Annotated in this window: 21 protein-coding genes; 10 read left to right on the top strand and 11 right to left on the bottom strand. The window is 74.8% G+C overall.

Annotated elements, in window-relative coordinates:
• Positions 1 to 170: 170 nt before the first annotated feature.
• Both ECOMGDLI_RS10355 and ECOMGDLI_RS10360 read left to right on the top strand, forming a co-directional pair.
• The gene (locus tag ECOMGDLI_RS10355) at positions 171 to 815 is read left to right on the top strand and encodes a dihydrofolate reductase family protein (protein WP_088316762.1); all 645 of its coding nucleotides are present in this window, start codon (positions 171 to 173) and stop codon (positions 813 to 815) included.
• 84 nt (positions 816 to 899) lie between these two features.
• Complete coding sequence (locus tag ECOMGDLI_RS10360) at positions 900 to 1,367, top strand: DUF1203 domain-containing protein (protein ID WP_088316763.1); 468 nt, start codon at positions 900 to 902, stop codon at positions 1,365 to 1,367.
• A 21-nt stretch (positions 1,368 to 1,388) separates the two neighbouring features.
• On the opposite strand, the gene ECOMGDLI_RS10365 is transcribed toward ECOMGDLI_RS10360, so the two are convergent.
• A complete protein-coding gene (locus ECOMGDLI_RS10365) occupies positions 1,389 to 2,621 on the bottom strand; it encodes a M20 family metallopeptidase (protein WP_088316764.1) in 1,233 nt (410 codons plus the stop codon).
• A 168-nt stretch (positions 2,622 to 2,789) separates the two neighbouring features.
• Here ECOMGDLI_RS10365 and ECOMGDLI_RS10370 point away from each other — a divergent pair, with 168 nt between their 5' ends.
• The 3 genes from ECOMGDLI_RS10370 (at position 2,790) to ECOMGDLI_RS10380 (ending at position 5,890) form a co-directional block, all read left to right on the top strand.
• Complete coding sequence (locus ECOMGDLI_RS10370) at positions 2,790 to 4,640, top strand: long-chain fatty acid--CoA ligase (RefSeq protein ID WP_088316765.1); 1,851 nt, start codon at positions 2,790 to 2,792, stop codon at positions 4,638 to 4,640.
• 58 nt (positions 4,641 to 4,698) lie between these two features.
• Positions 4,699 to 5,529: an exodeoxyribonuclease III gene (locus ECOMGDLI_RS10375; RefSeq protein WP_088316766.1), complete on the top strand. Its 831-nt coding sequence runs from the start codon at positions 4,699 to 4,701 to the stop codon at positions 5,527 to 5,529.
• A gap of 115 nt (positions 5,530 to 5,644) precedes the next feature.
• On the top strand, positions 5,645 to 5,890 hold the full coding sequence (locus tag ECOMGDLI_RS10380; RefSeq protein ID WP_143447632.1) for a DUF5302 domain-containing protein: 246 nt from the start codon (positions 5,645 to 5,647) through the stop codon (positions 5,888 to 5,890).
• A 21-nt stretch (positions 5,891 to 5,911) separates the two neighbouring features.
• Here the strand turns inward: ECOMGDLI_RS10380 and ECOMGDLI_RS10385 are convergent, their stop codons facing one another.
• The 5 genes from ECOMGDLI_RS10385 to ECOMGDLI_RS10405 are packed head-to-tail and all read right to left on the bottom strand — an operon-like array spanning position 5,912 to position 12,923.
• Entirely contained in the window at positions 5,912 to 8,422 is a 2,511-nt protein-coding gene (locus ECOMGDLI_RS10385; protein ID WP_088316768.1) for an FAD-dependent oxidoreductase, read from the bottom strand.
• Positions 8,419 to 9,819, bottom strand: coding sequence for an aminotransferase class III-fold pyridoxal phosphate-dependent enzyme (locus ECOMGDLI_RS10390; protein WP_088316769.1), 1,401 nt, complete (start codon positions 9,817 to 9,819; stop codon positions 8,419 to 8,421). Before ECOMGDLI_RS10390 ends, ECOMGDLI_RS10385 begins: the two co-directional genes overlap by 4 nt.
• Before the next feature lies 1 nt (position 9,820).
• Positions 9,821 to 10,735 (bottom strand): ABC transporter permease, encoded by a 915-nt coding sequence (locus ECOMGDLI_RS10395; RefSeq protein WP_088316770.1) that lies wholly within the window; start codon positions 10,733 to 10,735, stop codon positions 9,821 to 9,823.
• A complete protein-coding gene (locus tag ECOMGDLI_RS10400; RefSeq protein WP_198954746.1) occupies positions 10,732 to 11,643 on the bottom strand; it encodes an ABC transporter permease in 912 nt (303 codons plus the stop codon). The genes ECOMGDLI_RS10395 and ECOMGDLI_RS10400 overlap by 4 nt, the downstream gene beginning before the upstream one ends.
• Positions 11,640 to 12,923, bottom strand: coding sequence for a spermidine/putrescine ABC transporter substrate-binding protein (locus ECOMGDLI_RS10405; RefSeq protein WP_088316771.1), 1,284 nt, complete (start codon positions 12,921 to 12,923; stop codon positions 11,640 to 11,642). The genes ECOMGDLI_RS10400 and ECOMGDLI_RS10405 overlap by 4 nt, the downstream gene beginning before the upstream one ends.
• Positions 12,924 to 13,080: 157 nt before the next feature.
• Here ECOMGDLI_RS10405 and ECOMGDLI_RS10410 point away from each other — a divergent pair, with 157 nt between their 5' ends.
• Entirely contained in the window at positions 13,081 to 14,238 is a 1,158-nt protein-coding gene (locus tag ECOMGDLI_RS10410) for an ABC transporter ATP-binding protein (protein ID WP_088316772.1), read from the top strand.
• On the opposite strand, the gene ECOMGDLI_RS10415 is transcribed toward ECOMGDLI_RS10410, so the two are convergent.
• A complete protein-coding gene (locus tag ECOMGDLI_RS10415; RefSeq protein ID WP_088316773.1) occupies positions 14,171 to 14,860 on the bottom strand; it encodes a TetR/AcrR family transcriptional regulator in 690 nt (229 codons plus the stop codon). The two genes, ECOMGDLI_RS10410 and ECOMGDLI_RS10415, sit on opposite strands and share 68 nt — an antisense overlap.
• Positions 14,861 to 14,998: 138 nt before the next feature.
• On the opposite strand from ECOMGDLI_RS10415, the gene ECOMGDLI_RS10420 reads away from it, so the two are divergent.
• The gene (locus ECOMGDLI_RS10420; protein ID WP_088316774.1) at positions 14,999 to 16,198 is read left to right on the top strand and encodes an aminomethyltransferase family protein; all 1,200 of its coding nucleotides are present in this window, start codon (positions 14,999 to 15,001) and stop codon (positions 16,196 to 16,198) included.
• A gap of 5 nt (positions 16,199 to 16,203) precedes the next feature.
• Complete coding sequence (locus ECOMGDLI_RS10425; RefSeq protein ID WP_088316775.1) at positions 16,204 to 17,811, top strand: NAD(P)/FAD-dependent oxidoreductase; 1,608 nt, start codon at positions 16,204 to 16,206, stop codon at positions 17,809 to 17,811.
• Between the two features lie 20 nt (positions 17,812 to 17,831).
• On the opposite strand, the gene ECOMGDLI_RS10430 is transcribed toward ECOMGDLI_RS10425, so the two are convergent.
• Genes ECOMGDLI_RS10430 through ECOMGDLI_RS10440 form a run of 3 tightly spaced genes read right to left on the bottom strand, consistent with a single transcriptional unit; the run spans position 17,832 to position 22,336 of the window.
• Positions 17,832 to 19,028: an aromatic ring-hydroxylating dioxygenase subunit alpha gene (locus ECOMGDLI_RS10430; protein WP_088316776.1), complete on the bottom strand. Its 1,197-nt coding sequence runs from the start codon at positions 19,026 to 19,028 to the stop codon at positions 17,832 to 17,834.
• 9 nt (positions 19,029 to 19,037) lie between these two features.
• The gene (locus tag ECOMGDLI_RS10435) at positions 19,038 to 21,107 is read right to left on the bottom strand and encodes an acetate--CoA ligase family protein (protein WP_158220970.1); all 2,070 of its coding nucleotides are present in this window, start codon (positions 21,105 to 21,107) and stop codon (positions 19,038 to 19,040) included.
• Positions 21,104 to 22,336 carry an acyl-CoA dehydrogenase family protein gene (locus ECOMGDLI_RS10440; RefSeq protein ID WP_088316778.1) on the bottom strand — a complete coding sequence of 411 codons (1,233 nt, stop codon included), beginning with the start codon at positions 22,334 to 22,336 and terminating at the stop codon, positions 21,104 to 21,106. The genes ECOMGDLI_RS10435 and ECOMGDLI_RS10440 overlap by 4 nt, the downstream gene beginning before the upstream one ends.
• Before the next feature lie 124 nt (positions 22,337 to 22,460).
• Here ECOMGDLI_RS10440 and ECOMGDLI_RS10445 point away from each other — a divergent pair, with 124 nt between their 5' ends.
• On the top strand, positions 22,461 to 23,144 hold the full coding sequence (locus ECOMGDLI_RS10445; RefSeq protein ID WP_143447633.1) for a TetR/AcrR family transcriptional regulator: 684 nt from the start codon (positions 22,461 to 22,463) through the stop codon (positions 23,142 to 23,144).
• 98 nt (positions 23,145 to 23,242) lie between these two features.
• A complete protein-coding gene (locus ECOMGDLI_RS10450) occupies positions 23,243 to 24,625 on the top strand; it encodes an aspartate aminotransferase family protein (protein ID WP_088316780.1) in 1,383 nt (460 codons plus the stop codon).
• Between the two features lie 22 nt (positions 24,626 to 24,647).
• Here ECOMGDLI_RS10450 and manA read toward each other — a convergent pair.
• The coding region (manA, locus tag ECOMGDLI_RS10455; protein WP_143447634.1) for a mannose-6-phosphate isomerase, class I at positions 24,648 to 25,909 on the bottom strand (1,262 nt) is incomplete at its 5' end.

Genomic DNA, 25,909 nt, shown 5'->3' on the forward strand with positions numbered 1-25,909 from the left:
CCGCGGCGCCGCATCGGCCCCGCAGGCGGGGTTCTGGTTGCGTCCTGGTGCTCCGGCCCCGGTCGTGCATGACGCTCGGTCGGCTCTTCGAAGAACTGGTACGGACGTGTCGATGAGAGCACCTCCTGTTCGTGGTCTCTCCGACGGACCACGACGACAGGAGCAGCAGCATGGAACTCACGGCAACGGCATTCGTCTCGCTGGACGGCGTCATGCAGTCCCCGGGCGGCGTGCAGGAGGACCCGACCGGCGGCTTCACCCGCGGCGGCTGGGCGGCACCGTACTTCGACGACGCCGCCGGTGCCCAGATCGTCGAGTGGTTCGGGCGGGCGTCCGAGCTGCTCCTGGGCAGAGGCACCTACGAGATCTTCAAGGAGTACTGGCCGCAGGTCACGGACACCGAGGACGTCGTCGCCCGGGCCATCAACACCCTGCCCAAGCACGTCGCCACACGCCGCGGCACCGACCTGGGCTGGGCCGGCGCGCGTGCTGTGTCCGGCGACCTCGTCACCGCCGTTCGCGGGCTCAAGGCGAACGACGCGGACGGCGAGCTCCAGGTGCACGGCAGCGTGGGACTCCTCCAGACGCTGCTCGCCGTGCACGGTCTGGTCGACGAGCTGCGGGTGCTCACCTTCCCGGTCGTCACGGGGCCCGGCAAGCGTCTGTTCGGCGACGCGGTCGCTCCCGGGGCGTGGCGGGTCACCGGCTCCTCGACCACCGGGACCGGCGTCGTCATCTGCGTCCTGCGGCCCGACGGGCCGCTGCGCAGCGGCGGGTTCGGTGTCGAGGACGGCGTCGGGGTGGTCACGACCTGACCGCAGGGACGCGCCGGACCATGACGCCCCGGCCCGTGCCCGGAGCCGCCCTCACACGGACGCCGTCCCCGCCGTTCCCTGGGCATGACACTTCGACTCGTCCCCCTGCCCGCACCCCTGCCGGACCTCGACGCCCTGCCGCCCGGCGCCGTCCGCCGCGTCGTCGCCGACGCCTCGTACGCCTTCCCGTGCCGGCGCTGCCTGCGCGACGCCGAGCCGGGGGAGGCCCTCGTGCTCCTGCCGTACGACCCGTTCCTCGGCACGAGCCCGTACCGCCAGCCCGGCCCGGTCTACGTCCACGAGCAGGTCTGCGCGCCGCGGCCCGACGACCTCGCCCTCGGCGCCGGCCGGCCCGCCCCGGACCAGCTCGCCCGGCGCCGGCTCTCCGTGCGCGCCTTCGACGCCGACCACCTCATGGTCGCCGCCGAGCTCACCGACGGCACCGCCGTCGAGGACGTCGCGCAGGCCCTGCTCGCGGACCCCGGAACCGCCTACGTCCACGTGCACAACGCCGGCCCGGGCTGCTTCGCCGTCCGCGTCGACCGGGGCTGAGCGCCGCGGTCCCGGACGGCGTCAGGCGCTCGCCAGCCCCGCCAGCCGGCGCTGCGCGAGCGCCGCGTAGAAGGCCGCCCCCTGCGGGAGCACCGAGTCGTCGAACGCGGCGAGCGGGGAGTGGTTGCTCGGGGCGGTCGCGACGTCCCGGCCCGGGGCGAGCGCCCCGACGAAGAGCATCGCGCCCGGCACCTGGGCGAGCACCCGGGAGAAGTCCTCGGAGCCGGCGATCGGGTTCGGCAGCCGCACGCTCGTGCGCGATCCGAACAGGTCGTCGGCGACCCCGAACGCGAACTCCGCCTCGGCGACGTCGTTGACGGTCACCGGGTACTCCTGCGCGTACCGGACCTCCGCGGTGACGCCGTGCGCGAGCGCGACGCCCGTGCAGACCTCCTCGCACATCTGCCGGACGACCTCGCGCACCGCCGGGTCGAACGTCCGCACCGTCGCCTCGAACGTCGCGGTGTCGGGGATGATGTTGCGCTGCGTCCCGGCGTGGAAGGTGCCGACGGTGAGCACCGCGGGGGCGAAGGCGTCGACGACCCGGGTCATCCGGGCGTGCAGCGCGGTGACCATCTCGCAGGCTGCCGGCACCGGGTCGGCCGCGACGTGCGGGGACGACCCGTGCCCGCCGCGCCCGCGGACCGTGACGAACAGCCCGTCGCTCGCGGCCATGATCGGCCCGCCCCGGCCGACGACGGTGCCGCGCGGCGTCAGGTTGCTCATGACGTGCAGCGCGAACGCGGCGTCCGCCCGCCGGCCCGCCGCGTCGAGGACGCCCTCGGCGATCATGTGCCCCGCGCCGTCGTAGCCCTCCTCACCGGGCTGGAACATGAGGACGACGTCGCCCGCGAGGTCCGCGCGGTGCCGGGAGAGGATCCGGGCCGCGCCGACGAGCATCGCCGTGTGCAGGTCGTGCCCGCACGCGTGCATGTGCCCGTCGACCTCGGAGCGGAACGGGACGTCGGCCTCCTCGTGCACGGGCAGCGCGTCCATGTCCCCGCGCAGCAGCACGACCGGAGGGCGCCCCGCGGCGTCGGTCCCGCCGTCCGGCCCGCCGCCCCCGCGCAGCACCGCCGTGACGGACGTCGAGGTCGTCCCCGTCGTGACTTCCAGCGGCAGCCCGGCGAGCGCCTCGAGCACGGTCGCCTGCGTCCCCGGCAGCTGCAGCCCGAGCTCGGGGCGCCTGTGCAGCCGGTGCCGGAGGTCGGCGAGGTCGTCCGCGAGGGCCGAGGCGTCGGCGAGGAGATCCATGCCCCCAGTAGTACCGCCCCGGCGGGGGTGACGCACCAGCCACGTCCACGGGTCGCGGTGGGACCCCCAAGTCGGGCACCATGCGTGCAGGTCCGTCGTTGTGACGTGCAGCACCCGCCCGCGCGCGAGTGACGGCGGGCTTCCCACCCTCTCCTGCAGGAGGCTCCGATGACGCAGCCCGCCACCGCCGACGCACCCACCGGCCGGCCCGACCCGAGCTCGTCCGTCGCCGCGACGTTCCTCGACACCGCCCGCCGCCGGGCCGGCGCCGAGGCCTTCCGGTCGCCGACGGCGGACGGGTCCTGGTCGTCGCTGACCTGGGCCAGGACCGCCGAGCGTGCCCGTGAGCTGGGGGCCGGCTTCCTGGCCCTCGGCATCGGCGTCGAGGACCGCGTGGCCATCGCCTGCTCGACGCGGATCGAGTGGGTCCTCGCCGACCTCGGCGTCCTCGTCGCCGGCGGCGCGACGACGACCGTCTACCCGAACACCCGCCCCGAGGACGTCGCGTTCATCCTCGCCGACTCGGGCAGCGTCGTCGTCGTCGCCGAGGACGCCGTCCAGCTCGACAAGGTGCAGTCGCACCGGGACGACCTGCCCGCCGTCCGGCACGTCGTCCTCGTCGACCCGGCCGGCGTCGACGTCGCCGGCTCCGACGGGTTCCTCCTGACCCTCGACGACCTCGCCGAGCGCGGCCGGGAGCTCCTGGCCACGTCGCCGTCCGCCGTCGACGACCGGGTCGCGCTGCTCACCCCGCAGCACCTCGCGACGCTCATCTACACGTCCGGGACGACGGGCAAGCCGAAGGGCGTCGAGCTCACCCACGACAACTGGCTGTACATCGGCGAGGCGACCGAGGCGATCCGGGTGCTCCACGAGGACCACCTGCAGTTCCTCTGGCTGCCCCTGTCGCACGTGTTCGCCAAGCTCCTCGTCGCGGCGCAGGTCCGGGTCGGGTTCGCGACGGCGGTCGACGGCCGGATCGACAAGATCGTCGAGAACCTCGCGATCATCAAGCCGACGTTCATGGCCGCGGCGCCGCGCATCTTCGAGAAGGTCCACGCCCGGGTGAACTCGACGGCCAAGGCCGAGGGCGGCGCGAAGGCGAAGATCTTCGACTGGGCGTTCGGCGTCGGCCTGGAGTGCGTGCGGCACGAGCAGGCCGGGCGGGGGGTCCCGACCCTGCTGGGCCTGCAGCGCGCGGTCGCCGACAAGCTCGTGTTCTCGAAGATCCGCGAGCGGCTCGGCGGGCGCCTCGAGGTGCTCGTCTCGGGCAGTGCCGCGCTCGCCCCGCAGATCGCCGAGTGGTTCGCCGCCGCCGGCATGCCGATCTGCGAGGGCTACGGCATGACCGAGTGCGGCGGGGCCGCCTTCGTCAACCGCCCGGGCAAGGTCCGGATCGGCACCGTCGGCCAGGCGCTGCCGGGCACCGAGGTGAAGATCGCGGACGACGGCGAGATCCTGCTGCGCAGCCGCGGCGTCATGCGCGGCTACCACCACCTGCCCGAGCAGAGCGCGGAGATGCTCGTCGAGGACGGCTGGCTCGCGACCGGGGACGTCGGCGAGCTCGACGCGGACGGCTTCCTCAAGATCACCGACCGCAAGAAGGACCTCGTGAAGACGAGCGGCGGCAAGTACATCGCGCCGTCGGCCATCGAGGGCTCGCTCAAGGCGGCGAACCCGCTCATCGGCCAGGCCGTCGTCATCGCCGACGGCCGCAACTTCGCCTCGGTGCTCCTCACCATCGACACCGACGCGGCGACCGCGTGGGCGACGTCGAACGGCAAGGACGTCGACGCGGTCGTCACGGGGCGCGACGAGCAGGTGCACACCGAGATCCGGACGGCGGTCGAGACGGTCAACGCGTCGCTCAACCGCTGGGAGACGGTCAAGGAGTTCCGGATCCTGTCCCGGGAGCTCACCGTCGAGTCCGGCGAGCTCACGCCGAGCCTGAAGATCAAGCGCGCCGTCGTCGTCCGCAACCATGCGGCGGTCATCGACGAGATCTACCCGAACGGCTGACGGCGGTCGGACGGCGGTCGCGGCCGGACCTGTCGGCCGCGGCTGCCAGGATGGCCGCGTGCTGACGATCGCGACCGCCAACGTCAACGGGGTCCGGGCCGCGGTGCGCCGCGGGATGGGCCCGTGGCTCACCGGCCGGGCCCCGGACCTCCTTGCGCTCCAGGAGGTCCGGGCCCCGGACGACGCCCTCGTCGAGGCGCTCGGGGAGGGCTGGCACGTCGTCCACGAGGAGGCCGCGGCGAAGGGCCGCGCCGGGGTCGCCGTCGCCGGGCGCCGCCCGTTCGAGGCGGTCCGGGTCGGGCTCGCGCCGGCCGGGGTCGACGCCTCCGCCTACGACCACTCCGGCCGCTGGGTCGAGGCGGACGTCGCCCTCGACGCCGCGTCGTCGGGCGCCGGTCTGCTCACCGTCGTCTCGACGTACGTCCACACCGGTGAGGCGGGCACGCCGCGCCAGGTCGAGAAGCTCGCCTTCCTCGACGCGGTGCTCGCCCGGATGACCGAGCTCGCCGCCGACGGCCGGCACGTCGTCGTCATGGGCGACCTCAACGTCGCCCACCGGGAGGCGGACCTCAAGAACTGGAAGGGCAACCTCAAGAAGTCCGGCTTCCTCCCCGAGGAGCGGGCCTGGTTCGACCGCTTGCTCGGCGAGCTCGGCTGGGTGGACGTCGTCCGCGCCGCCGCGGGGGAGGGCCCCGGCCCGTACACGTGGTGGTCCTGGCGCGGCCAGGCCTTCGACACCGACGCCGGCTGGCGGATCGACTACCAGATCGCCTCCGCGGGCCTGGCCGCCCGTGCGGTCAAGGCCGAGGTGGACCGGGCGCACACGTACGCGGCGCGCTGGAGCGACCACGCGCCGGTCGTCGTGGAGTACGACGTCCACGCGCGCTGAAGCGCCACGCGGGAACTGCCGTGACGCCCGCCACGGGCACGTGCAAGGCTGGAGGGGTCAGCGCGGCCCGTCGGGCCCGCGACGCACGCAGAACGACGAGGGAATGGAGCACCCCATGGCCAGGCCCGAACCGCAGCCCGCCGGCGACGCGCCCCAGGACGGCGCACCCGAGGACGGCGCAGCCGCGGCGGCCCCCGCGGGGGAGAGCGACGCGAAGCGCCGCTTCCGCGAGGCGCTCGAGCGCAAGAACGCCCGGCACCACGAGTCGGCCGTGGCCGGCGGGTCCGGCGACTCGAAGGTGCACTCGGCCCACGGGCCGGCGGCGCAGCAGAAGCAGTTCCGGCGCAAGAGCGGCGGCTGACGCCGGTCCGCCGCCGGCGGATCAGCCGAGGACGCGGCTGCGCCCCGGGTCGTAGAAGGGCCGCAGCGAGCACGTCGCGGGCACCCGCGTGCCCGCGACGTCGACCTCGAAGCCGCCCGCGGCGAGCCACGCGGCGGTGACGCCGTCACCGCCGTCGTGCTCGCACATCGCGAGCCCGACGCCCGCCCCGAGCGTGTGCCCGAACGCGCCCGCGCGCAGGTAGCCGACCCAGGACCCGTTGTGCAGCAACGGCTCTCCGCCGTGCAGGAGCGGCTCCGGGTCGTCGAGGAGCACGTGCACCATCCGTCGGGTCCGGTCGGTGCGTGCTGCGAGAACGGCGTCCCGCCCGGCGAACGGCACGGCCTTGTCGAGCGCGACGGCGAACCCCAGCCCGGCCTCGACGACGCCGTCGGTGTTCTCGATGTCGACGCCGTAGTCCCGGTAGCCCTTCTCCAGCCGGAGCGACTCCATGGCGGCGAGCCCGACGGGGCGGATCCCGAGCTCCGCGCCGGCCTCGAACAGGCTGTCCCACACCGACACCGCGAGGTCGGCGGGCACGTGCAGCTCGAACCCGAGCTCGCCGACGTACGTGACGCGCAGCGCGAGCACCCGGGCGTACCCGACCTCGAGCCGGCGCGCCGTGAGGTACGGCCACGCGGCGTCCGAGACGTCGTCCGGGGTGAGCCGCGCGAGCAGGTCGCGCGAGCGCGGGCCCTGCACCGACAGCAGCGCCGTGCCCGCGGTGACGTCCGTGACGACGGCGTGCTCGCCGTCCCGCCGGGCCCGGCGCAGCATCGACGCGAGCCGGCGGTGCGTCACGTCGCTGCTCACGACGAGCATCTCGTCGTCGGCGAGCCGGGTCACGGTGACGTCGGCGAGGATGCCGCCGCGGTCGTCGAGCCACTGCGTGTAGACGACCCGGCCGACGTCGCCCGCGACGGCCCCGGCGCTCACCCGGTCGAGCAGCGCCGCGGCGTCGCGGCCCTGCACGAGGAACGTCGACATGAGTGTCAGGTCCAGGACGCCGACCGCCTCCCGGACGGCGCGGTGCTCGGCGGCGACGAACGCGTGCCAGGGCTGTCGCCCCCAGGACCGCGTCACCTCGACGTCCGCCGGGTCGGTGCCGGGCGGGGCGAACCACAGCGGGTACTCCCAGCCGGCCGAGACGCCGAACCGGGCGCCCGCGGCGGCGAGCCGCTCGTGCAGCGGCGTCCGCCGGACGCCGCGCGCCGAGGCGGGCTGCCACGCCGGGAACGCGGCGTCCCCGAAGAGCGCCCCGAGCTGCTCGACGGTCCGCTCCGCGCGGAACCGGCGGGTCGTCTCGTGCGGGAGCGCCCGCTCGACCCCGTAGTGCGTCACGTCGACGGGCGGCACGCCGTCCACGACCCACTGCGCGACGACGGAGCCGACCCCGCCGCCGAGCAGGATCCCGAGCGAGTTGAGCCCGGCGGCGACGAAGACGTTGTCGACCTCGGGCGTCGGGCCGAGCATCGGGTGCAGGTCCGGCGTGAACGACTCCGGCCCGCAGAAGAACGTGCGCACCCCGACGCCGTCGAGGCTCGGCACCCGCTCCATCGCCCCGGCGAGGACGTCGCCCACCCGGTCCCAGTCCGGCCTGATGGTGCCGAACGCGAAGTCGTCCGGGGCACCCTCGACGTGCCACGGCCCGGCGACCGGCTCGAACAGGCCGACGAGCATGCCGCCGGCCTCCTCCCGGTAGTACCCGTACCGGTCGGGGTCCTCGACGACCGGCAGGTCGCGGTGCACCCCGGGCACCGGGTCGGTGAGCAGGTAGTAGTGCTCGGCGGCCTGGAGCGGGACGTCGACCCCCGCGAGCGCGGCGACCTGCCGCGACCACAACCCCGCGGCGAGCACGACCGTCTCGCACTCGACCCGGCCGGCGTCGGTGAGGACCGCCGTGACCCGGCGGCCCTCGGCGCCCGCGCCCCACAGGCCGAGCGTGCCACCCCCGGTGGTCTCGAACCCGGTGACCCGCACGCCCTCGACGACCGTCGCGCCGCCCGCCCGCGCGCCCTTGGCGAGCGCCGTCGCGCAGCCGACCGGGTCGGCGCGGCCCTCGTCGGCGACGTAGAAGGCCGCGAGGACGTCGTCGGTGCGGCCGATCGGCCACAGCGCGTCGACCTCGGCACGGGAGACCTCGACGTTGTCGACGCCCAGGCCGCGCTGCCACGCCGACTCCCGGCGCAGCGTGGCGAGCCGGTCGGGGTTCGTCGCGAGGTGCAGGTGGCCGGTCGCGCGGAACCCCGTCGAGTGCCCGGTCTCCGCCTCGAGCCGGGCGTAGAGGTCGCGGGAGTAGCGCGCCATCCACAGGCTCGTCTCGTCGCCCATCCCGGCCGAGGTGATGAGCCCGGCGGCGTGCCACGTCGTCCCCGAGGTGAGCTCGTGCCGCTCCAGGACGAGGACGTCGCGGACCCCGAGCCGGGTCAGGTGGTAGGCGACGCTGCAGCCGATGTTGCCCCCGCCCACGACGACGACGCGGGCCCGGTCGGGCAGCGGGGCGGGTGCGGTCACTCGTCCTCCTCGGGCGGGTCGGCCGCGACCTCGCGGACCGCGTCCGCGACCTGCTCGCACGACCACTCGAACAGCTCGGGCTCCATCGTCAGCGGCGGCTGCATCCGGTACAGCGGCTTGTCCGGCTCGCTGATCGCCAGGACCCCGCGCCGCAGCGCCGCCCGGTGGACGGCGTGCTGGAAGGCCGGCGCCGGGGCGATCGAGGCCATGTCCGTGACGAGCTCCAGGCAGGCCCAGGCGCCGACGCTGCGGACGTCGCCGACCTGCTCGACCTCCTCGACGAGCGGCCCGAGGACCCGCTCGGCGGTCCGCTGCATGGAGCGGGCGTTCTCCAGCACGCCACCGGACGTCAGCAGGTCCAGACCGGCCAGCGCCCCGGCGCACGCGGCGGGCTCCCACGCGAAGGTGCCGCCGAGGTGGGCGTGCGAGCCGGCCATGACCTCCTCGGTGCCGAGGACGGCGGCCAGCGGCTGCCCGCCGGCGGCGAGCCCCTTGCCGAGGAGCAGCACGTCGGGACGCAGCCCCCACAGGTCTGCGGCGAACACCTCGCCGCACCGGCCGAGCCCGGTCTGCACCTCGTCGAGGACGATCTTCCAGCCGTGCCGCGTCGCGAGGGCGGTGAGGCCCGCCCACCACGCCGCGGACGGCGCGAGGATGCCCGCCTCACCGGCGACCGGTTCGACGAGCACCCCGGCGACCTGCGACGGCTCGACCTGGTGCCGCAGCACCCAGGTCTCGAGGTAGTCCAGGTAGATCGTGTCGTCGTACGGCCCGGGGCCGCGGTGGAACGGCGCCCGGAACCGGTTCGGGTACGGCACGAGCACGAGCCCCGGGACGTACTGCGCGTTGTTCGACGTGTTGCCCGGCAGGTCGGTCGACGCCGCGGCAGTGAGGTACGTCGACTCGCCGTGGTACTGGCCGAGGAAGCCCAGGACGATCGGCCGCCCGGTCGACTCCCGGGCGAGCTTGACCCCGGCCTCGACCGCCTCGGTGCCCGTCACGGACGGCGCCGCGCGGGTGATGCCCGGCGGCGCGAGGGAGACGAGGCGCTCGGCGAGGGCGACGACCGGTTCGCTGGCGAGGTACTGGGCGATCTCCATCCCGTAGCGGTCCCACGCGGCCTCCACCGCCGCCCGCACGGACGGCGGCTGCGCCCCGTAGGGCGCCGCGCCCCAGGCGCTGAGGTGGTCGGCGAAGACGTTGCCGTCGACGTCCTCGAGGACGTGCCCGGCCTTGCGGCCGAGGACGACGGGCACGTTGCCGCCGTCCCGCAGCGGCCCGTTGAGGACGGCGTCCTTGCGGGCCAGGAGGGCCGCCGAGCGCGGCCCCGGCAGCGCCGTCCGGACGCCGGGCCACGGCGTCCGGACGCCCGCGTCCGCTGCCCCCTCGGTGGTCACGTCACACCTGGCCGGCGAACGCGCCCAGGGAACCGGGTTCCTCCTGCCCGCGCCCGAACCGCCGGACGGCGAGCCAGCCGAGCAGGACGACGACGAACGACGCGACGAGCATGAGCGTCGCGACGGCGTTGAGCGCCGGGGTCGGCGCGCCGCGGGCGGTGTTGTAGATCTTGATCGACGTCGTCTCGGTGAACGCGTCCGAGGACAGGTAGCGGACGATGACGAAGTCGTCGAGGACGTCGGCGAAGACGAGGACGGCGCTGGTGAAGATCGCCGGCATGAGCATCGGCAGCAGGACCCGGCGCATCGCCCCGAACGCGCTCGCCCCGAGGTCGCGGGCGGCCTCCTCGTACTGCGGGCCGATCGTCGCGAGCCGGGCCCGGACGATGACGACCGGGTACGACAGCTGGAAGGTCACGAGCCCGACGACCTGGGCGGTCGTGCCGAGCACGAACGGGGTCGCGAGCAACGTGATCATGTAGAACAGGCCGACGGCCAGGACGATCTCCGGGATGACGAACGACAGCAGCATCGTGAAGTTCGCCGATGCCGGGAGCCGGCCGTGCCAGCGGTCCAGGCCGAGGGCGAACGCGACGCCGAGCGGGACGGCGACCAGCGTCGTGAGCAGCCCGAGCGTCAGGGTGTGCGTCAGGGCCCGGCGCAGCGACTCGTCGTGGAGCACCGACAGCGTCGGGTCGGCGTAGTACCAGCGCATCGAGAAGCCCTGCCAGGTGCTGCGCGAGCGCCCGCTGTTGAACGAGAACAGCACGGCGAGGAGCACCGGCGCGAGCGACCACACGAGGTACCCGACCGTGACGGCGGCGAGCACGTACGGCGGGCGCCACGGGCCGCGCCACGAGCGGCCCCTCGTGAGGGGCGGCGTCGGGGCGGGCGCCGTCGCCGGGACGGCGGTCACGACGCGAGGTCCGAGCGGACGGACGAGCGGACGTAGAGGAGCATCGGAGCCGCCATCGCGAGGACGAGGATGAGGACGAGCGCGCCGGCCTGGCCGGCCTGGCTCGGGTTCGCCACGGAGGTGTTGATGAGGTTGCCGAGCATCGCCGTGCTCGGCGAGGCCGAGAGCAGGTCGTTCGTGAAGTAGTCCCCGGTCATCGGCAGCGCGACGAGCACGAGGCCGGCGAGCACGCCGGGCACGCTCATCGGCAGCACCACCCGCCGGAACGTCTCGAACCGGCCGGCCCCGAGGTCGCGGGCCGCCTCGAGCAGCGCCGGGCTGATCCGGTCGAGGGCCGCGTACATCGGCAGGATCATGTACGGCACGTACCCGTAGACGAGCCCGAGGACGACGGTCGTCGGCCGCCCGGACAGGAACGTCACCGGGTCCGCGACGAGCCCCGCGCCGCCGAGCAGTCGGTTCACGAGGCCGTCGTCCGCGAGCAGGTTCACCCAGGCGAGCATCCGCATCATGTAGCTGATCCAGAACGGCGCGACGATGAGCGCGAGCACCAGGCCCCGGCGGCGTCCGGAGTGCCGGGCGACGAACCACGCGACCGGGTAGGCGACGACGAGGCAGCCGGCGACGGCGAGCAGCACGTAGACGACGGTGCGGACCATGACCGGGCCGAAGAAGCCGTCCGGGCCGGTGAGCCGGGAGAGAACGTAGCCGAACTGGTCGCCGCGCCAGTCCGCCGGGTTCCAGGCCGGCACGACGGAGCGGAAGACCGGGTCCACCGTGCCCGTCGAGATCGAGACGACGACGTACAGCGGCACGAGGAAGAACACGGCGAGCCAGGCCGCGCCGGGCAGCGTGAGGGCGACCCCGAGCAGGCCCCGGCGGCGGTCCCGGGGCGCCGTCCCGCTCACGCGCCGGCCTTGAACCGCGTCCAGGTGTCCTGCCACTTCCCCTCGGCCTCGGGCGTGAGCTCCAGGGAGCGGTAGCCGGACTCGAAGTACGACGGCAGGACCGTCGCGGCGGCCAGGCCCTGCGGGGCGTAGCCGTCCGCGACGAGCCGGCTCGGGTCGAGGCTGTTGAGCGGCGGCTGGTAGCCGACGAAGGTGAAGTTCTCCCTCGCGACCTCGTCGTCGAGCAGGTGGTTCAGGAACAGGTGCGCGAGCACCGGGTTCTTCCCGCCGCTGAGGATCATCATGAGGTCGTTGTTGACCATCCCCTTGCCGTCGGCCGGGAACCAGTACCGCAGCACCGAGGCGTCCGTGCCCTTGGGCAGGTACCCCTGCGCCGCGATCATGTCGCCGGACCAGGCCTGGGAGATGTCGAGCTTGCCCTCGGGGATCGCGATGTAGTCGGTGATCGTCACCTGCGGCCGGGTCGCCTTCGCCATCGCCGCGAGGTCCTCGCGGACCTTCCCGAGGACGGCGTCGTCGCCGGTGTTGATGTCGGTCCCCCCGGCGCGCAGGATCGCCATCGAGATGACCTCGCGGTAGTCGTCGAGGACGGCGAGCCGGCCGGCGTACTGCGGGTCCCAGAACACGTCGTACGGGTTGGCACGCGCACCGATGTCCTCGTTCACCCGGTCGGAGCGCCAGCCGATCCCGGTCGTGTAGGTCACGTAGGGGACGGTGTACTGCCAGCCCTGGTCGTACCAGGGGTCGGTGAACTGCGGCCACACGTTCGTGATGTTCGGGATGTAGGCGTGCTGGAGCGGGCGGACCAGCCCCGCCGTCGCGAGCTTGCCGATCTGGTCGTAGCTCGGGAAGTAGACGTCGTACGGCGACCCGCCCGCCCGGATCTTCGCGAGCGACTCGTTGGTGTCGTTGAACGTGGAGACGACGACCTTGACCCCGGTGTCCTCGTACTTCTTCTCGAAGGACTTGATGACGTCCGGGTTGATGTAGTCGACGTAGTTGTACAGCTGCAGCGTCGCGTCCTTCTCCGGCGCGAGCCCGGCGGCGATCGGGGCGTTGCCCTCGAGGATCGGCCAGCGCACCGGGCTCGACGGTGAGGCGGCGGTCAGCGTCGGGCTGCCCGAGCCGCCGCCGCCCGCCGTCAGGCCCGACGACGGGCGCTCCCGGGCGCAGCCGGCGAGCAGGCCGGCACCGGTCAGGGCGGCCAGGCCGAGGACGCCCCGGCGGCTGGGGCCGCGGCGCGCGAAGGGGTTCGGTTCGGGTCGGCGGTCGGCGGACATCGGACCTCCTGCGGTGCGGTGGACGCGGCACCGGCCCCGCGGGCTGGGACCACACGCGCCCGGCGGGTGGCGACGGATCCGTTGCCGGAGCGTTGCTGCCCGCGGCGGGCGGTACCTAGACTGAACGCTCAGTCAGAACTTGGCAAGAAGGAGCCGCATGGCCGAGCGGAGTGCGACCACGGTCCGTGACGTGCCACCTACGCGGGCAGGGGGATCCGTCCGGCTCGAGGCGCTGTCGAAGAGCTACGGCGCCGTCCCGGCGGTCCGCGGGATCGACCTCGACGTCGCGGCCGGCGAGTTCTTCTCCCTGCTCGGCCCCTCCGGCTGCGGCAAGACGACGACGCTGCGGCTCGTCGCCGGGTTCGAGCAGCCGGACGGCGGCCAGGTCCTCATCGACGGGCAGGACGTCTCCGCGGTGCCGCCGGAGCGGCGCCCCGTCAACACGGTCTTCCAGAGCTACGCGCTCTTCCCGTTCATGTCGGTGCGGGACAACGTCGCGTTCGGTCTGCGCTACGCGGGGGCCTCGAAGCAGGAGACCCGGCAGCGCGTCGACGAGGCGCTCGCCCTCGTGCAGATGTCCGCCTACGCGGGCCGCCGCCCCGCGCAGCTGTCCGGCGGGCAGCAGCAGCGTGTCGCACTGGCCCGGGCGCTCGTGCTCGGCCCGCGGGTGCTGCTGCTCGACGAGCCGCTCGGCGCGCTGGACGCCAAGCTGCGCAAGGCGCTCCAGCTCGAGCTCAAGAGCCTCCAGGAGGCCGTCGGCATCACGTTCGTCTACGTCACCCACGACCAGGACGAGGCGCTGACGATGTCCGACCGGATCGCCGTCATGTCCGGCGGGCTCGTCGTCCAGGTCGGCACGCCGACCGAGGTCTACGAGCGCCCGGCGACCGCCTACGTGGCGGACTTCCTCGGGGCCGCCAACGTCGTCCCCGTCGAGGTCGTCGGTCCGGACGGCGCCCGGACGGCGTTCCGGCTCGCCGGCCGGGTCCTCACCGCGGGCGGTCCGGAGCACGCCCCGGGCCCGGCCTCGCTCGTCGTGCGGCCCGAGCGGCTGCGCCTCGTCGCGGCCGGCCACACCGTCGCCCCCGCGGCGCCGCAGGCCGGCGACCGGCCCGTGCCGGACGCGAACGTGCTGCCGGCGACGGTGGCCCGCCTGGTCTACCGCGGCGCCCACGCGGACGTCGTCGTCGAGGTCGGCGGCGGCGCCCGGTTCTCGGTGCTCGTGCCGGCGGACGCGTCGTCCGGGCTCACCCAGGGCGGCGCGGTGCAGCTCGTCCTGCCGCCGGAGTCGCTGCGGCTGCTGCCGCCGCAGTGACGGACGCCGGGCCGGCAGGTCCGGCGAGGGCTCCGGCCGGCAGCGCGAGCTCGGCCTCGGCGAAGCCGGCGGACCACGTGATGACCGCGGCGCGGTCGATCGGGACCCGGTGCGCCACCGACTGCAGGGCGAGGCCGTCGAGCAGCGACAGGATCCGCCAGGCCGCGCCGTCCGGGTCCGGGCAGACGAACGCCCCGGCCGCGACCCCGTCGCGGATGCACTGCGCGAGCACCTGCTGCCATTTCACGTTGAGCCGCTGCGAGGTCTCCCGCAGCGTCGGGCGGCGGGCCGCCTCGGCCCAGGCGTCGAGCCACAGCTGGAAGGCCCAGTCCTGCTCGGCGCGCGCGTACGTCGCGAAGAACGCCCGCAGCCGCTCGACGGGGCCGGTCTGCGCCTCGACGGCAGCGGTCGTCACCGCGAGGTCGGCCGTCGCCGCCTGCTCGAACGCGGCCGCGAGCAGGTCGTCCATCGAGGCGAAGTAGTGGTGCACCAGGCCGCTCGACGTCCCCATCCGGTCGGCGACGTCCCGGACCGTCGTCGCCGCGATGCCCTTGTGCAGCATGACCTCCAGGGCCGCCGCGACGATCGCGGCCCGGCGCTCGGGCGGGGTCATCCGGGCCATGCAGGAAAGGCTAGGCACCTGTTGCGCAGGTGTCCAACAGCGATCTAGGGTGAGCCCACCTCGCCCGGCCGACCGCGCCCGTCCACCCAGGTCGCACCACGCGCAGCGGTCTTCCGGTCCGACCCGGGAGCGACGCCGATGATCAGGACGACTCCGTTCCACCCGCGACTGTCCGAGCTCAGCACGACCGGTCTGTGGTCGCACTGGGCCGGGTACCTCTCCGCACAGAAGTACGACATGTCCGCCAAGCACGAGTACTTCGGCATCCGCAACAGCGCAGGCTTCTTCGACTCCTCGCCGCTGTACAAGTACTGGGTGCGCGGCCGGGACGCCGAGCGGTTCCTCGCCGGGGTGCTCGCGCGGGACGTGCGGACCTGCCGCCCGGGCCGGGCGCAGTACACGATCTGGTGCGACGACGCCGGCTTCCTCCTCGAGGACGGCGTCGTCTTCCGCTACTCCGAGAACGAGTTCATGCTCACGGCCGCCGAGCCGAACCTGGGCTACCTGCGCGACCTCGTGGGCCGCCTCGACGTCGAGGTCGTCGACGTCTCGCAGGAGTACGGCGTGCTCGCCGTCCAGGGTCCGCGCTCGCGCGAGATCCTCGCGCGGCTGTCGCCGGACGTCGCGGCGCTGCCGTACTTCGGGCACACCCAGACCAAGGTCGGCGCGGCCTCGGTGACCGTCTCGCGCACCGGCTTCACCGGCGACCTCGGCTACGAGATCCTCGTTCCCGCCGCGGACGCGCTGCCCGTGCTGGACGCCGTCATCGAGGCCGGCACCCCGTACGGGATGCGGCCCTTCGGCGAGCAGGCGCTGCTCATGGCGCGCATCGAGGCCGGCCTGCTGCTCGTCGACGTCGACTTCTCCTCGAGCCGCTACGCCTGGACCGACCACGACCGGGTCACGCCGGTCGAGCTCGGGCTGCGGTGGATGCTGCGCGGCATCGACGACCCGGAGCGGCCGTTCGTCGGACGCACGGCGCTGCGCGCCGAGATCGCGGGCGGGACGTCGCGCTGGGCGACGGTCGGGATCGTCGTCGACTGGCAGGACTGGGACCGGGTCTGGACGCGGGCCGGGCTCGTCCCGCCCAAGGACGAGACCCCGCTCGACTACGAGTCGATGCTCTACGACGCGGACGGCGGCCGGGTCGGCTACGCGACGAGCTTCATGTACTCGCCGGTGCTCCAGCGCCACATCGGGATCGCCCGGGTCCGGCCCGACCACGGTGCCGTCGGCTCGACGGTCGGCCTCGAGGTCACCGTGAACCACCAGTACGAGACGGTCGCCGCGCAGGTGGCCCGGCTCCCGCTCTTCAACCCCGAGCGAAAGACGGCGTGAGGCAGATGAGCCCGACCACGGCGGCCAAGAGCCGCGAGTACGACGCGATCGTCATCGGCGGTGGCCACAACGGCCTCGTCAACGCTGCCTACCTCGCCAAGGCGGGCCTGTCGGTGCTCGTCGTCGAGCGCCGGCACCTCGTCGGCGGGGCGGCGATCACCGAGGAGCTCCACCCCGGCTTCCAGTTCACGACGTTCTCCTACGCGCTGAGCCTGCTGCGGCCGGACATCATCCACGAGCTCGACCTCGTGCGGCACGGCTTCATGCCGATCCTCATGCCGTCCTCGTTCGCGCCCATGGAGAACGGCGACTACCTGCTGCTCGGGCCCGACCGGGACGAGAACCTCAAGGAGATCATGCGGCACTCCGCGCACGACGCGGACGCCATGGACCGCTACGAGCACGACGTCGAGCGGGTCTGCCAGCTCGTCAAGCCGCTCTTCGACCGGGTGCCGCCCAACCTCTTCGGCAAGTCGCCGGAGGACCTCGCCGACATCGCGTGGCTGCGCTCGCACCTCGGCGACGCCCCGCCGAAGGTGCTCCACGACGCCGTCCGGATGCTCACCGGCAGCGCCGCGGACTTCCTCGACGACTACTTCGAGAGCGACATCCTCAAGGGCTACATGGCCTCCTCCGGGATCATCGGCACCAAGGTCGGCCCGATGTCGCAGGGGTCCGGGCTCGTGCTGCTCTACCACTCGCTCGGCGAGCACGACGGCCAGTTCGGGGCCTGGGCGTTCCACAAGGGCGGCAACGGCGGCTTCACCCAGGTGCTCGCCCGCGCGGCGCAGGCGTTCGGCGTCGAGATCCTCCTGGAGTCCGAGGTCGACCACGTCGTCACCAGGGAGGGCCGTGCCGTCGGCGTCGTCCTCGGCGACGGCACCGAGCTGTCGTCGCGCACCGTCGTCAGCGCGGTCGACCCTCGGCGGACCTTCCTCGAGCTCGTCGAGCCGCGCGAGCTGCCGACCGACCTCGTGGAGAACATCAACCGGTTCCGCTTCCAGGGCACGAGCGCCAAGGTGAACTTCGCCCTGGACGGCGCCCCGCGCTACCCGGCGCTCGGTGACCGCACCGACCAGTACCGCGGGTTCACGAACATCGGCCCGTCGATGGAGTACCTCGAGCGGGCCTTCGACGACGCGAAGTACGGCTGGTACTCCCAGCGCCCGTACCTCGACTGCGCCGTCCAGTCGATGGTCGACCCCGACATGGCCCCGCCCGGCAAGCACGTCATGTCGTGCTTCGTGCAGTACGCGCCGTACCACCTGCGGGGCAGCGACTGGGACACCGAGCGGGAGAAGTTCGGCGACACCGTGCAGGCGACGCTCGAGTCGTTCTTCCCCGGGTTCGGCGACCTCGTCCTGCACCGCGAGGTCGTCACCCCGCTCGACATCGAGCGCGTCGTCGGGCTGTCGGAGGGCAACATCTTCGCGGGCGAGTTCTTCGCCCCGCAGATGTACTTCTTCCGCCCGGCGCCCGGCTGGAGCCAGTACCGCACCCCGATCGACGGGTACTACCAGTGCGGCTCCGGCACCCACCCCGGCGGCTGCGTCATGGGTGCGCCGGGCAAGCTCGCGAGCGGGCAGATCCTCGCGGACCTGCGGAAGGACTGACGACCTCCCGCAGGTCCGGCTCAGACCGGCTGGGCCTCGGGCTTCACGTGCACCGGCTGCCCCGCGTACCCGCGGGCCACCATCGTCACGAACTGGTAGACGCCGTCCTCCTGGGGCGACAGCGGACCGGCGCTCGCGAGGCCGGACTCCATGCCGCGCTGCACCGACTCGCAGGCCGCCCAGTCCTGCTTGTTCGTCACGTCCCAGAAGTCGACGGCGTACGCCGGGTCGAAGCCCGGCCGGGACGTCGCCTCGACCGGGAACGACCACGCGCACTCGACCCACGTCCGGTTCGGGCCCAGCGGGGCCATCCGGTGCGTCATGACGTAGTCCGGGTGCGTGCTGACGAGCAGGTTCGGGAAGACCCCGAGGTAGTCGACGCGGGTCGAGGACCACTCGTCGAGACCGGGGATGAGAACCCCGTCGCTGTGCCCGTCGAGGGACATCGTCGCCATCCCGGGGCGGATGTCCATCCAGCCGCCGACCCACGCGCCCGGGGCGTACCAGTTCTCGCCGCTGTCGGGCGGGCTCACGGCGCACAGCTCCGGGTGGATCTCGGGGCAGTGGTAGCACTCCTGGTAGTTCTCGCTGATCGTCTTCCAGTTCGCCCGGACGACGTACGTGTGCCGGGCGGCGACGACGAGCCGCTCGGGCCGGTGCAGCGCGAGCCGGTCGCCGAGCGCGCCGAGGTACTCCTCGAGCGGCGGTGCCTGGCCGGACAGGTCGACGAAGACGTAGCCGTGCCACTCCTGCACCCGCAGCGCCCGCAGCGGGAACTGCGCGGCGTCGAAGTCGAAGGCGCCGTCGTAGCCGGGGGCGGCGAACAGGTCGCCCTCGAGGGTGTACGACCACGCGTGGTACGGGCAGACGACCGAGCGTCGGGTCGTCGCCCCGCCGCAGGGCAGGATCTCGTGCCCGCGGTGCCGGCACGTGTTCGCGAAGCCGCGCAGGACGCCGTCCTTGCCGCGTACGAGCAGGACGCTCGTGCTGCCGACCGGCTCGGCCCGCTGGGCCCCGGGCCCGTCGAGGTCCGCGGCGAACCCCGCGCACTGCCAGCCGGTGAAGAAGTTCCGCTGCTCCCAGGCGAAGACGTCGGGGGAGGTGTACGCCTCGGGCGGCAGCATCCGGCTGCTGCCGAACGGCGCGAGCGCGGCCTCCAGGGCAGCCTCGGGCACCGGGTGGGTCCTGTCCGCGGGGGAACCGTCCTGACTGAACATGCAGTCAGGTTAGGCAGGTGCCGCGCGGCCCGTCCAGAGCGCGAGGGCGTCGACCGCGACGGCACCGGAGCCGTTCACCAGCACCGGGTTGAGCTCGACCGACACCAGGTCGGGGCAGCCCAGCAGCAGGTCGCCGACCCGGGCGGCCAGCACAGCGAGCGCCTCGACGTCGACCGCGGGGCGGCCGCGGCCACCGGTGAGCAGCGCGCTGCCGCGCAGCCGCAGCAGCCCGGCCCGCACCACGTCCGGGGTCACGGGCAGCGGGAGCGTGACGACGTCGGCGAGCGCCTCGGACCAGATCCCGCCGAGCCCGACGACGAGGGTCGGGACGACGCCGTCCGCCCGGGCGCCGACGATCACCTCCGCGCCCGGGGCGGCCATCGCCGCGACGAGCACCCGGGCCCCGGCGGGCGGTCCGGGGGCGCCGAGCAGCCGTTCCGCCACCGCCTCGACGCTCGCCGGGCCCTCGGCGCCGAGGACGACGCCGCCGGCCTCGCTCGCGTGGAGCAGGCCGGGGGCCGAGAGCTTGACCGCGACGGGTACCCCGAGCCGGGCGGCGACCGCGGCGGCCTCACGGGGCGTCGCCGCGACGCCGTGCGCGGGGACGGCGACGCCGGCGGCGACGAGCAGCGGCAGCGCCTCGTGCTCGGCGAGCCAGCGGCCGGGCGATGCGTCCGGGCCGGCCCGCCGGGCGACCGCGGCGGCGGCCGCGGCGACCTCCCGCAGCCTCGCGGGGGAGGGCCCGGGGGTGCGCAGCGCCGCGACGGCGAGCAGGGCGGGCAGCAGACCGCCGACGGCGCCGGCAGGCTCCTGGCCGGGCGTCGTCGCGACGAGCAGCGGGGAGCCCCCGCCCGCCGCGAGCCCGTCGAGCGCCCCCTCCCGGGTGCGCCGCCACTCGGCGGCGTCGGCCGGTGCGAGCCCGGCGGGCTCGTCCTGCACGTAGAGCGCGTGCCCGACGTCCGGGTCGGTCGTCACCGCGGCGCCGATCCGGCGCAGCGCGGCCGGGTCGTCCCAGACGAGGTTGGTGTGGTCGAGCGGGTTCGTCGGCGTCGCCGTCGCGGGCAGCGCGGCGGCGAGCGCGGCGAGGGTCGCGGGGGCCCAGCGGGTCAGGGGGACCCCGGCGTCGGCGGCGAGGTCCGCGGCGACGGCGGCGTCCCCGCCGGAGCACGTGACGACCGCGCAGCCGCGCGGGTCGCGCCGTCCGGCGGCGAGCGCGCGGGCCGTCTCGAAGAGGTCGTGCGGGTTCGTGACGAGCACGGCACCGGCCTCCCGGGCGAGGGCGGCGAACGCCGCGTGGTCCCCGGACAGGGACGCCGTGTGCGCGCCGCCGACCGTGCGCCCCTCGGCCGACCGCCCGGCCTTGAGGACGACGACCCGCACGTCCCGCTCGGCGCACCGGGCGAGCGCCGCCGCCGTCCGGGCCCCGTCGCCGTCCGCCTCGAGGTAGGCGGCGACGACCCGCACCCCCGGGGCCGCCGCGAGGTGGTCCATCGCGGCGGCCGCGTCGACGGACGCGGCGTTGCCCAGCGAGACGACGGTGTGCAGGCCGAGCCCGGCGCGGTGCGCGAGGGCGAGGACGCCGAGGTTCCCGCTCTGCGTGACGAGCGCCGTCGTCGCGGCCGCGGGGTCGGGGAGGGTGACGGCGTCGCCCCACATCGGGGCCCGCGCGGCGACGGCGACGACCCCGTTGCTGTTCGGCCCGACGACCGGCATCGCGCCGGCCGCGGCCAGCAACCGGTCCTGCGCTCCGGCGTCCCCGGTCTCGGCGAACCCGGCGGCGAGGACGACGGCCCCGCCGCACCCCAGGCGGGCGGCCGTCGCGAGCACGGCCGGCACGGTCGCCGCGGGGGTCGCGACGACGACGGCGTCGACCGGCCCGGCCTCGACGAGGTCCGGCAGGCAGGGCGTCCCGAGCACCTCGCGGCGGCCCGGGTTGACGGCCACGACCCGGCCGCCGAAGCCCGCGCGGAGCAGGTTCTCCAGGGCGTGCCGGCCGTAGGCGCCGGCGCGGTCCGTCGCCCCGACGACCGCGACCGACGCGGGGGCGAGCAGCCGGCCGAGCGTCGCGCCCGAGCTCACAGGAGCATCGCCCGGACCCCGCGGCGCTCGAGCGACCGGGCGACGATCATCCGCTGGACCTCGCTCGTGCCCTCCCAGATCCGGTCCACCCGCAGCTCGCGCCAGAGCCGTTCGGCGGCCGTCGTCCGGACGTAGCCGCGCCCGCCGAAGACCTGGAGCACCCGGTCCGCGCAGCGGTTCGCCGCCTCGCTGCAGAACAGCTTGGCCATTGACGCCCGGCCGTGGACGAGCTTCTCGTCCGCCCCGGCGTCGACCCGGTCCGCGACGTCGAAGGCGAGCAACCGGCCGGCGGCCGCGTCGGCCGCGCTGTCCGCGAGCGGGAACGACACCCCCTGGTGGTCGAGCAGCCGGGCGCCGCCCTGCACCCGGCCCGCCGCCCACGCGACGCCCTCCTCGAGCAGCCGCTGCATCGCGCCGGAGCAGCGGGCCGCGATGGCGAGCCGCTCCTCGGTGAACCAGCGGCGCTGGATCTCCTCACCCTCCCCGACGGCGCCGATGACGTCGGCGTCGGTGAGCTCGACCCCGGTGAAGCGCATCGTCGGGTGGCCGTGCGGGTAGGCGTGGGTGAACGGCGGGTCGTCGACGACCTCGACGCCGGGCGCGTCCGCGGGGACGGCGAAGAGCGTCGGCCGGCGCTCGCCGTCCGGCCCGTCCGCCCCGCCGTCAGCCCCGTCGACCGCCCAGGCCATGACGACGACCACGGCGGCGACCGACCCGAAGGTGACGAACCACTTCTCGCCGTCGAGCACCCAGCGGCCGGGACCGGCCCGGCGGGCCGTCGTCGTCATCTGCGAGGGGTCCGAGCCGGCGTCCGCCTCCGTCACGGCGTAGGCGTCGTGCAGCTCGCCGCGCAGCGCGGGGACGAGCCAGCGCTCGACGAGGGCCGGCCCGGCCGCCTTCCACACGTTGTACGCGTTCGGCACGTACCAGGAGACGCCGTTCGTCGAGCGGCCGAGCTGCTCCTCCACGAGGAACCACTCGCGCGTCGTCCAGCCGTTGCCGCCGTGGGCGACCGCGTGCCGGCCGCCGTGGACGCGGGCGGCGAGCGACGTCGTCCGGATCCGCTCGACGTCCGCGGCCGGCAGCGGCCCGCCCGCGAGCTCGGCGGGCACCTCGAGCGGCACGAGCACCTCGTCGACGAAGGCGGCGGCGCGCTCGCGCAGCTCGGCCTCGCGCCGGTCCCGCGGCCCGTCGGGCGGCCCGGCCGGCCCGCTCGCTCCTACGCTCATCGCAGACCTCCCGCGGCAGCCGACCCCCGAGCGGCTATCCTGAATACTCGTTCAGATCGCCGTCAAGCGTGCGGGTCCGGACGTCGGCCGGCAGGGGTGACCGGTGAGCGGTGAAGGGGTGGCGATGGCAGGCACCACGTCGGGGCAGGCGGCCGGCGGCAGCACGGCGGCGCGGGCGCCGGAGGAGCGGCGCCGCCGCATCCTCGAGGCGACCGTCGCGGTGATCCGGGACCGCGGCTTCGCCGGCACCCGGGTCACGGACATCGCGGAGGCGGCGGGGACGTCGTCCGGCCTGGTGCTGTACCACTTCGGGTCGCTCGCGGGCGCGCTGACCCAGGCGCTGACGCACGTCGAGGACGTCTTCTACGGCGAGCTCGAGAGCGAGCTGGCGGCGGTCCCCGGGCCCGTGGAGCGGCTGCGCCTCATGGCGGACCTCGCCTCCGGGGCCGGCCCCGCGGTGGGGGACTGGACGCTGTGGCTCGAGCTCTGGGTGCGCGCTCTGCGGGACGACGACGCCCGGGCCGCCCGGGAGTCGCTCGACCGGCGGTGGCGGGCCGCGCTGCGCCGGGTCGTCGTCGAGGGGGCCGCCGCCGGGGTGTTCCACCCCGCGGACGTCGCCGCGACGACGCTGCGGCTGTCGTCCCTCATGGACGGGCTCGCCATCCAGCTCGCCCTCGCCGAGCCCGGGATGACGCCCGCCCGGTTCAAGCGGCTGTGGCTCGACGCGGCGGCGCTCGAGCTGGGCGTGCCGGCGCAGGCGTTCCGCGGCCGGGCCGCCCGCCCGGCCCGGCGTCGCGCCGCGTCCTGAGCGTCTGGTCAGCCCCCGGCGGCCGGTGCTAGCCTGCCGAGGGTTCTGAACGTTCGTTCAGGACCGTCCCGGCGGTGACGGGAGAGGCGGTGCCGGTGATGGATCCCGTTGACCTGCAACGGCTTGCGCGCGACCACCTCCTCATGAGCTTCACCGACCCGGCCGTGCTCGCCGGTCGGGACCTGCCCGTCTTCGTCCGCGGCGACGGCTGCCACGTCGTCGACAGCCGGGGCCGCCGGTTCGTCGACGGGCTCTCGGGCCTGTTCTGCACGAACCTCGGGCACTCCTTCGGCGGTGTCGTCGGGGAGGCCGCCCGCCGCCAGCTCTCCGAGCTCGTCTTCACCCCGACCTGGTCGCTCACGCACGGGCCGGCGGCGACGCTCGCGGCCCGGCTCGCCGGGCTCGCCGCACCGCTCGGGCTCGACCGGGTGTTCCTCACCAGCGGCGGCGGCGAGTCGGTCGAGGCCGCGTGGAAGCTGGCCCGGCAGTGGCACGCGGCCAACGGCGAACCGCAGCGTCGCAAGGCGGTCTCGCGCCGGCTGGCCTACCACGGCACCTCGCTCGGGGCGCTGTCGTTCACCGGCCTGCCCGACTGCCGGCAGCCGTTCGAGCCGCTGCCCGTGCCGACCGCGTTCGTCTCGGCGACCGACGCCTACCGGCACCCGGACGGCGCCGACGAGGCCCGGTTCACCGCGGCGCTGCTCGCGGAGGTGGAGGCCGCCGTCCAGTGGGAGGGCCCGGACCAGGTGGCGATGCTCCTCGCGGAGCCGGTGCAGAACGGCGGCGGTGCGTTCACCCCGCCGGCCGGCTACTGGCAGGGGCTGCGCGACCTGTGCGACCGGCACGGGATCCTCCTCGTCGTCGACGAGACGATCACCGCCTTCGGCCGGCTCGGCGAGTGGTTCGGGTCGACGCGCTACGGCATCCGGCCGGACATGCTCACCTTCGCCAAGGGGGCGACCGCGGGGCACGCGCCGCTCGGCGGCGTCCTCGTCGGGGAGCGGGTCGCCGCGCCGTTCGTCAGCGGGGACGTCACCTACCTGCACGGTCTGACCTTCAGCGGCCACCCGCTGTGCGCGGCCGTCGCCCATGCCGCGCTCGACCTCTACGAGAGCGAGGACGTGCTCGCCCGCGTGCGCGCGCTCGAGCCCGGGCTGCGCGCGGGGCTGGAGGACCTGCGCCGGGTGCCACTCGTCGGGGACGTCCGCGGTGCCGGCTTCTTCTGGGCGGTCGAGCTCGTCCGGGACCGGACGACGAAGGCCCCGTTCGCCCCGGACGAGGCGGACTGGCTGCTGCGCGAGGTGCTGTCGGCCCGGATGGAGGAGCTCGGGCTGCTCTGCCGGCTCGACGACCGCGGCGAGCCCGTCGTCCAGCTCTCGCCGCCGCTCGTCGCCGACGCCGCCCTGCTCGACCGCGTCGTCTCGATCGTCGGCGAGGCGCTGGAGTGCGCGTGGGGTGCCTGGCAGCTGCGCGCGGCGTGACCCACGTGTGCGCGGCCCGCCGTCAGGCCGGGAGGAGCCCCGTCGCGGCGCGGAAGACCTCGCCCGGCCCCTGGACCGTGAGCGGCGCCCCGCCGGCCCCGACGAACGCCGACTGGCCGGCCTCGAGCCGGATCTCGTGCGGCCCGGACGAGAGCGTCACCGGCCCCTGAGTGCAGAGCACGACCTGCGGGCCGACGAGGTGCGGGAAGGCCCCGACCGGGGTCGCCGTCGACACCGCGAGCCGGGTCAGCTGGAAGTCCGCGACCGGCGGGCGCCAGGCCGTCTCGTGCGGGCTCAGCGTCACGGACGGGACGTCGAGCACCGGGCGGGTCGCGCCGTCGACGACCGTGAGCAGCTCCTCGACGGCGACCGCCTTGTGGGTGAGGCCCGCGCGCAGGACGTTGTCGCTGTTCGCCATGATCTCCACGGCGAGGCCGTACAGGTACGCGTGCGGGGCCCCGGCGGGCACGAAGAGGGTGTGACCCGGCTCGAGCCGGACGAGCTCGAGGAGGAACGGCGCCGCCACGAGCGGGTCCCCGGGGTGGTGCTTGGCGAGCCGGCACGCCCAGACCAGGGCCCGGCGGGCGGCCGGGCCGACCGAGTCGGGGTCGTCCGGGTCGTGCGGCCCGAGCGAGCCGAGGATCGCCTTGGCCTGCTCGGCGACGTCCGCGGCGAGGGCCTCGCGGTCGTCCTCCGGCCAGGTGACGAGCAGCCGGAACGCCTCCTCGACGCACTCGACGTCGTCGACGTCCTCGGCGAGCAGCGGTGCGGCGACCGTGCGGATCCGCTCGCAGTCGACGAGCCCGAGCAGGTACGCGGCGTCGTCCGCGGGCCGGAACCCGCAGAGGATGTCGGTCGGCTCGAGGGCGTAGGCGAGCTCCGGCTTGTGGAAGGGGTCGACGTAGCGGTGGTCACCGGGGGTGTCCGCCTCGCCGGCGTAGGCGGCCGCGGCGCGCTCCGCCGTCGGGTGCACCTGGAGCGAGAGCGGCTTGTCGACGGCCAGCACCTTGAGCAGGAACGGCAGCCGGGCCCCGAAGATCGCCGCGACGTCCGCGCCGAGCACGGACTCCGCGGCCTCGGTGACGAGCGCGTCGAGCGGCCGGACGGTGCCGTCGACCTCCTCGAGCCCGGACGGCGCCGACGGGTGCGCGCCCATCCACAGCTCGGCCTCGGGCGCCCCGGTCGGCGTGCGGCCCTGCATCCGGGCCAGCGCCGTCGTCGAGCCCCAGTCGTAGGGCTGGATCGGGTTGACCATCCGCTGGGGCCAGGGGCCGAGGGCGACGG

The sequence above is a fragment of the Kineosporia sp. R_H_3 genome (genome assembly GCF_002198675.1).
Taxonomy (GTDB): domain Bacteria; phylum Actinomycetota; class Actinomycetes; order Actinomycetales; family Kineosporiaceae; genus R-H-3.

Excerpts from the sequence above, each read along its gene's own strand:
- ECOMGDLI_RS10415 (WP_088316773.1), bottom strand. The coding sequence starts at position 14,860 with ATGGCCCGGATGACCCCGCCCGAGCGCCGGGCCGCGATCGTCGCGGCG.
- ECOMGDLI_RS10360 (WP_088316763.1), top strand. The coding sequence starts at position 900 with ATGACACTTCGACTCGTCCCCCTGCCCGCACCCCTGCCGGACCTCGAC.
- ECOMGDLI_RS10405 (WP_088316771.1), bottom strand. The coding sequence starts at position 12,923 with ATGTCCGCCGACCGCCGACCCGAACCGAACCCCTTCGCGCGCCGCGGC.
- ECOMGDLI_RS10370 (WP_088316765.1), top strand. The coding sequence starts at position 2,790 with ATGACGCAGCCCGCCACCGCCGACGCACCCACCGGCCGGCCCGACCCG.
- ECOMGDLI_RS10450 (WP_088316780.1), top strand. The coding sequence starts at position 23,243 with ATGGATCCCGTTGACCTGCAACGGCTTGCGCGCGACCACCTCCTCATG.
- ECOMGDLI_RS10445 (WP_143447633.1), top strand. The coding sequence starts at position 22,461 with ATGGCAGGCACCACGTCGGGGCAGGCGGCCGGCGGCAGCACGGCGGCG.
- ECOMGDLI_RS10425 (WP_088316775.1), top strand. The coding sequence starts at position 16,204 with ATGAGCCCGACCACGGCGGCCAAGAGCCGCGAGTACGACGCGATCGTC.
- ECOMGDLI_RS10420 (WP_088316774.1), top strand. The coding sequence starts at position 14,999 with ATGATCAGGACGACTCCGTTCCACCCGCGACTGTCCGAGCTCAGCACG.
- ECOMGDLI_RS10355 (WP_088316762.1), top strand. The coding sequence starts at position 171 with ATGGAACTCACGGCAACGGCATTCGTCTCGCTGGACGGCGTCATGCAG.
- ECOMGDLI_RS10430 (WP_088316776.1), bottom strand. The coding sequence starts at position 19,028 with ATGTTCAGTCAGGACGGTTCCCCCGCGGACAGGACCCACCCGGTGCCC.
- ECOMGDLI_RS10410 (WP_088316772.1), top strand. The coding sequence starts at position 13,081 with ATGGCCGAGCGGAGTGCGACCACGGTCCGTGACGTGCCACCTACGCGG.
- ECOMGDLI_RS10365 (WP_088316764.1), bottom strand. The coding sequence starts at position 2,621 with ATGGATCTCCTCGCCGACGCCTCGGCCCTCGCGGACGACCTCGCCGAC.
- ECOMGDLI_RS10380 (WP_143447632.1), top strand. The coding sequence starts at position 5,645 with ATGGCCAGGCCCGAACCGCAGCCCGCCGGCGACGCGCCCCAGGACGGC.
- ECOMGDLI_RS10440 (WP_088316778.1), bottom strand. The coding sequence starts at position 22,336 with ATGAGCGTAGGAGCGAGCGGGCCGGCCGGGCCGCCCGACGGGCCGCGG.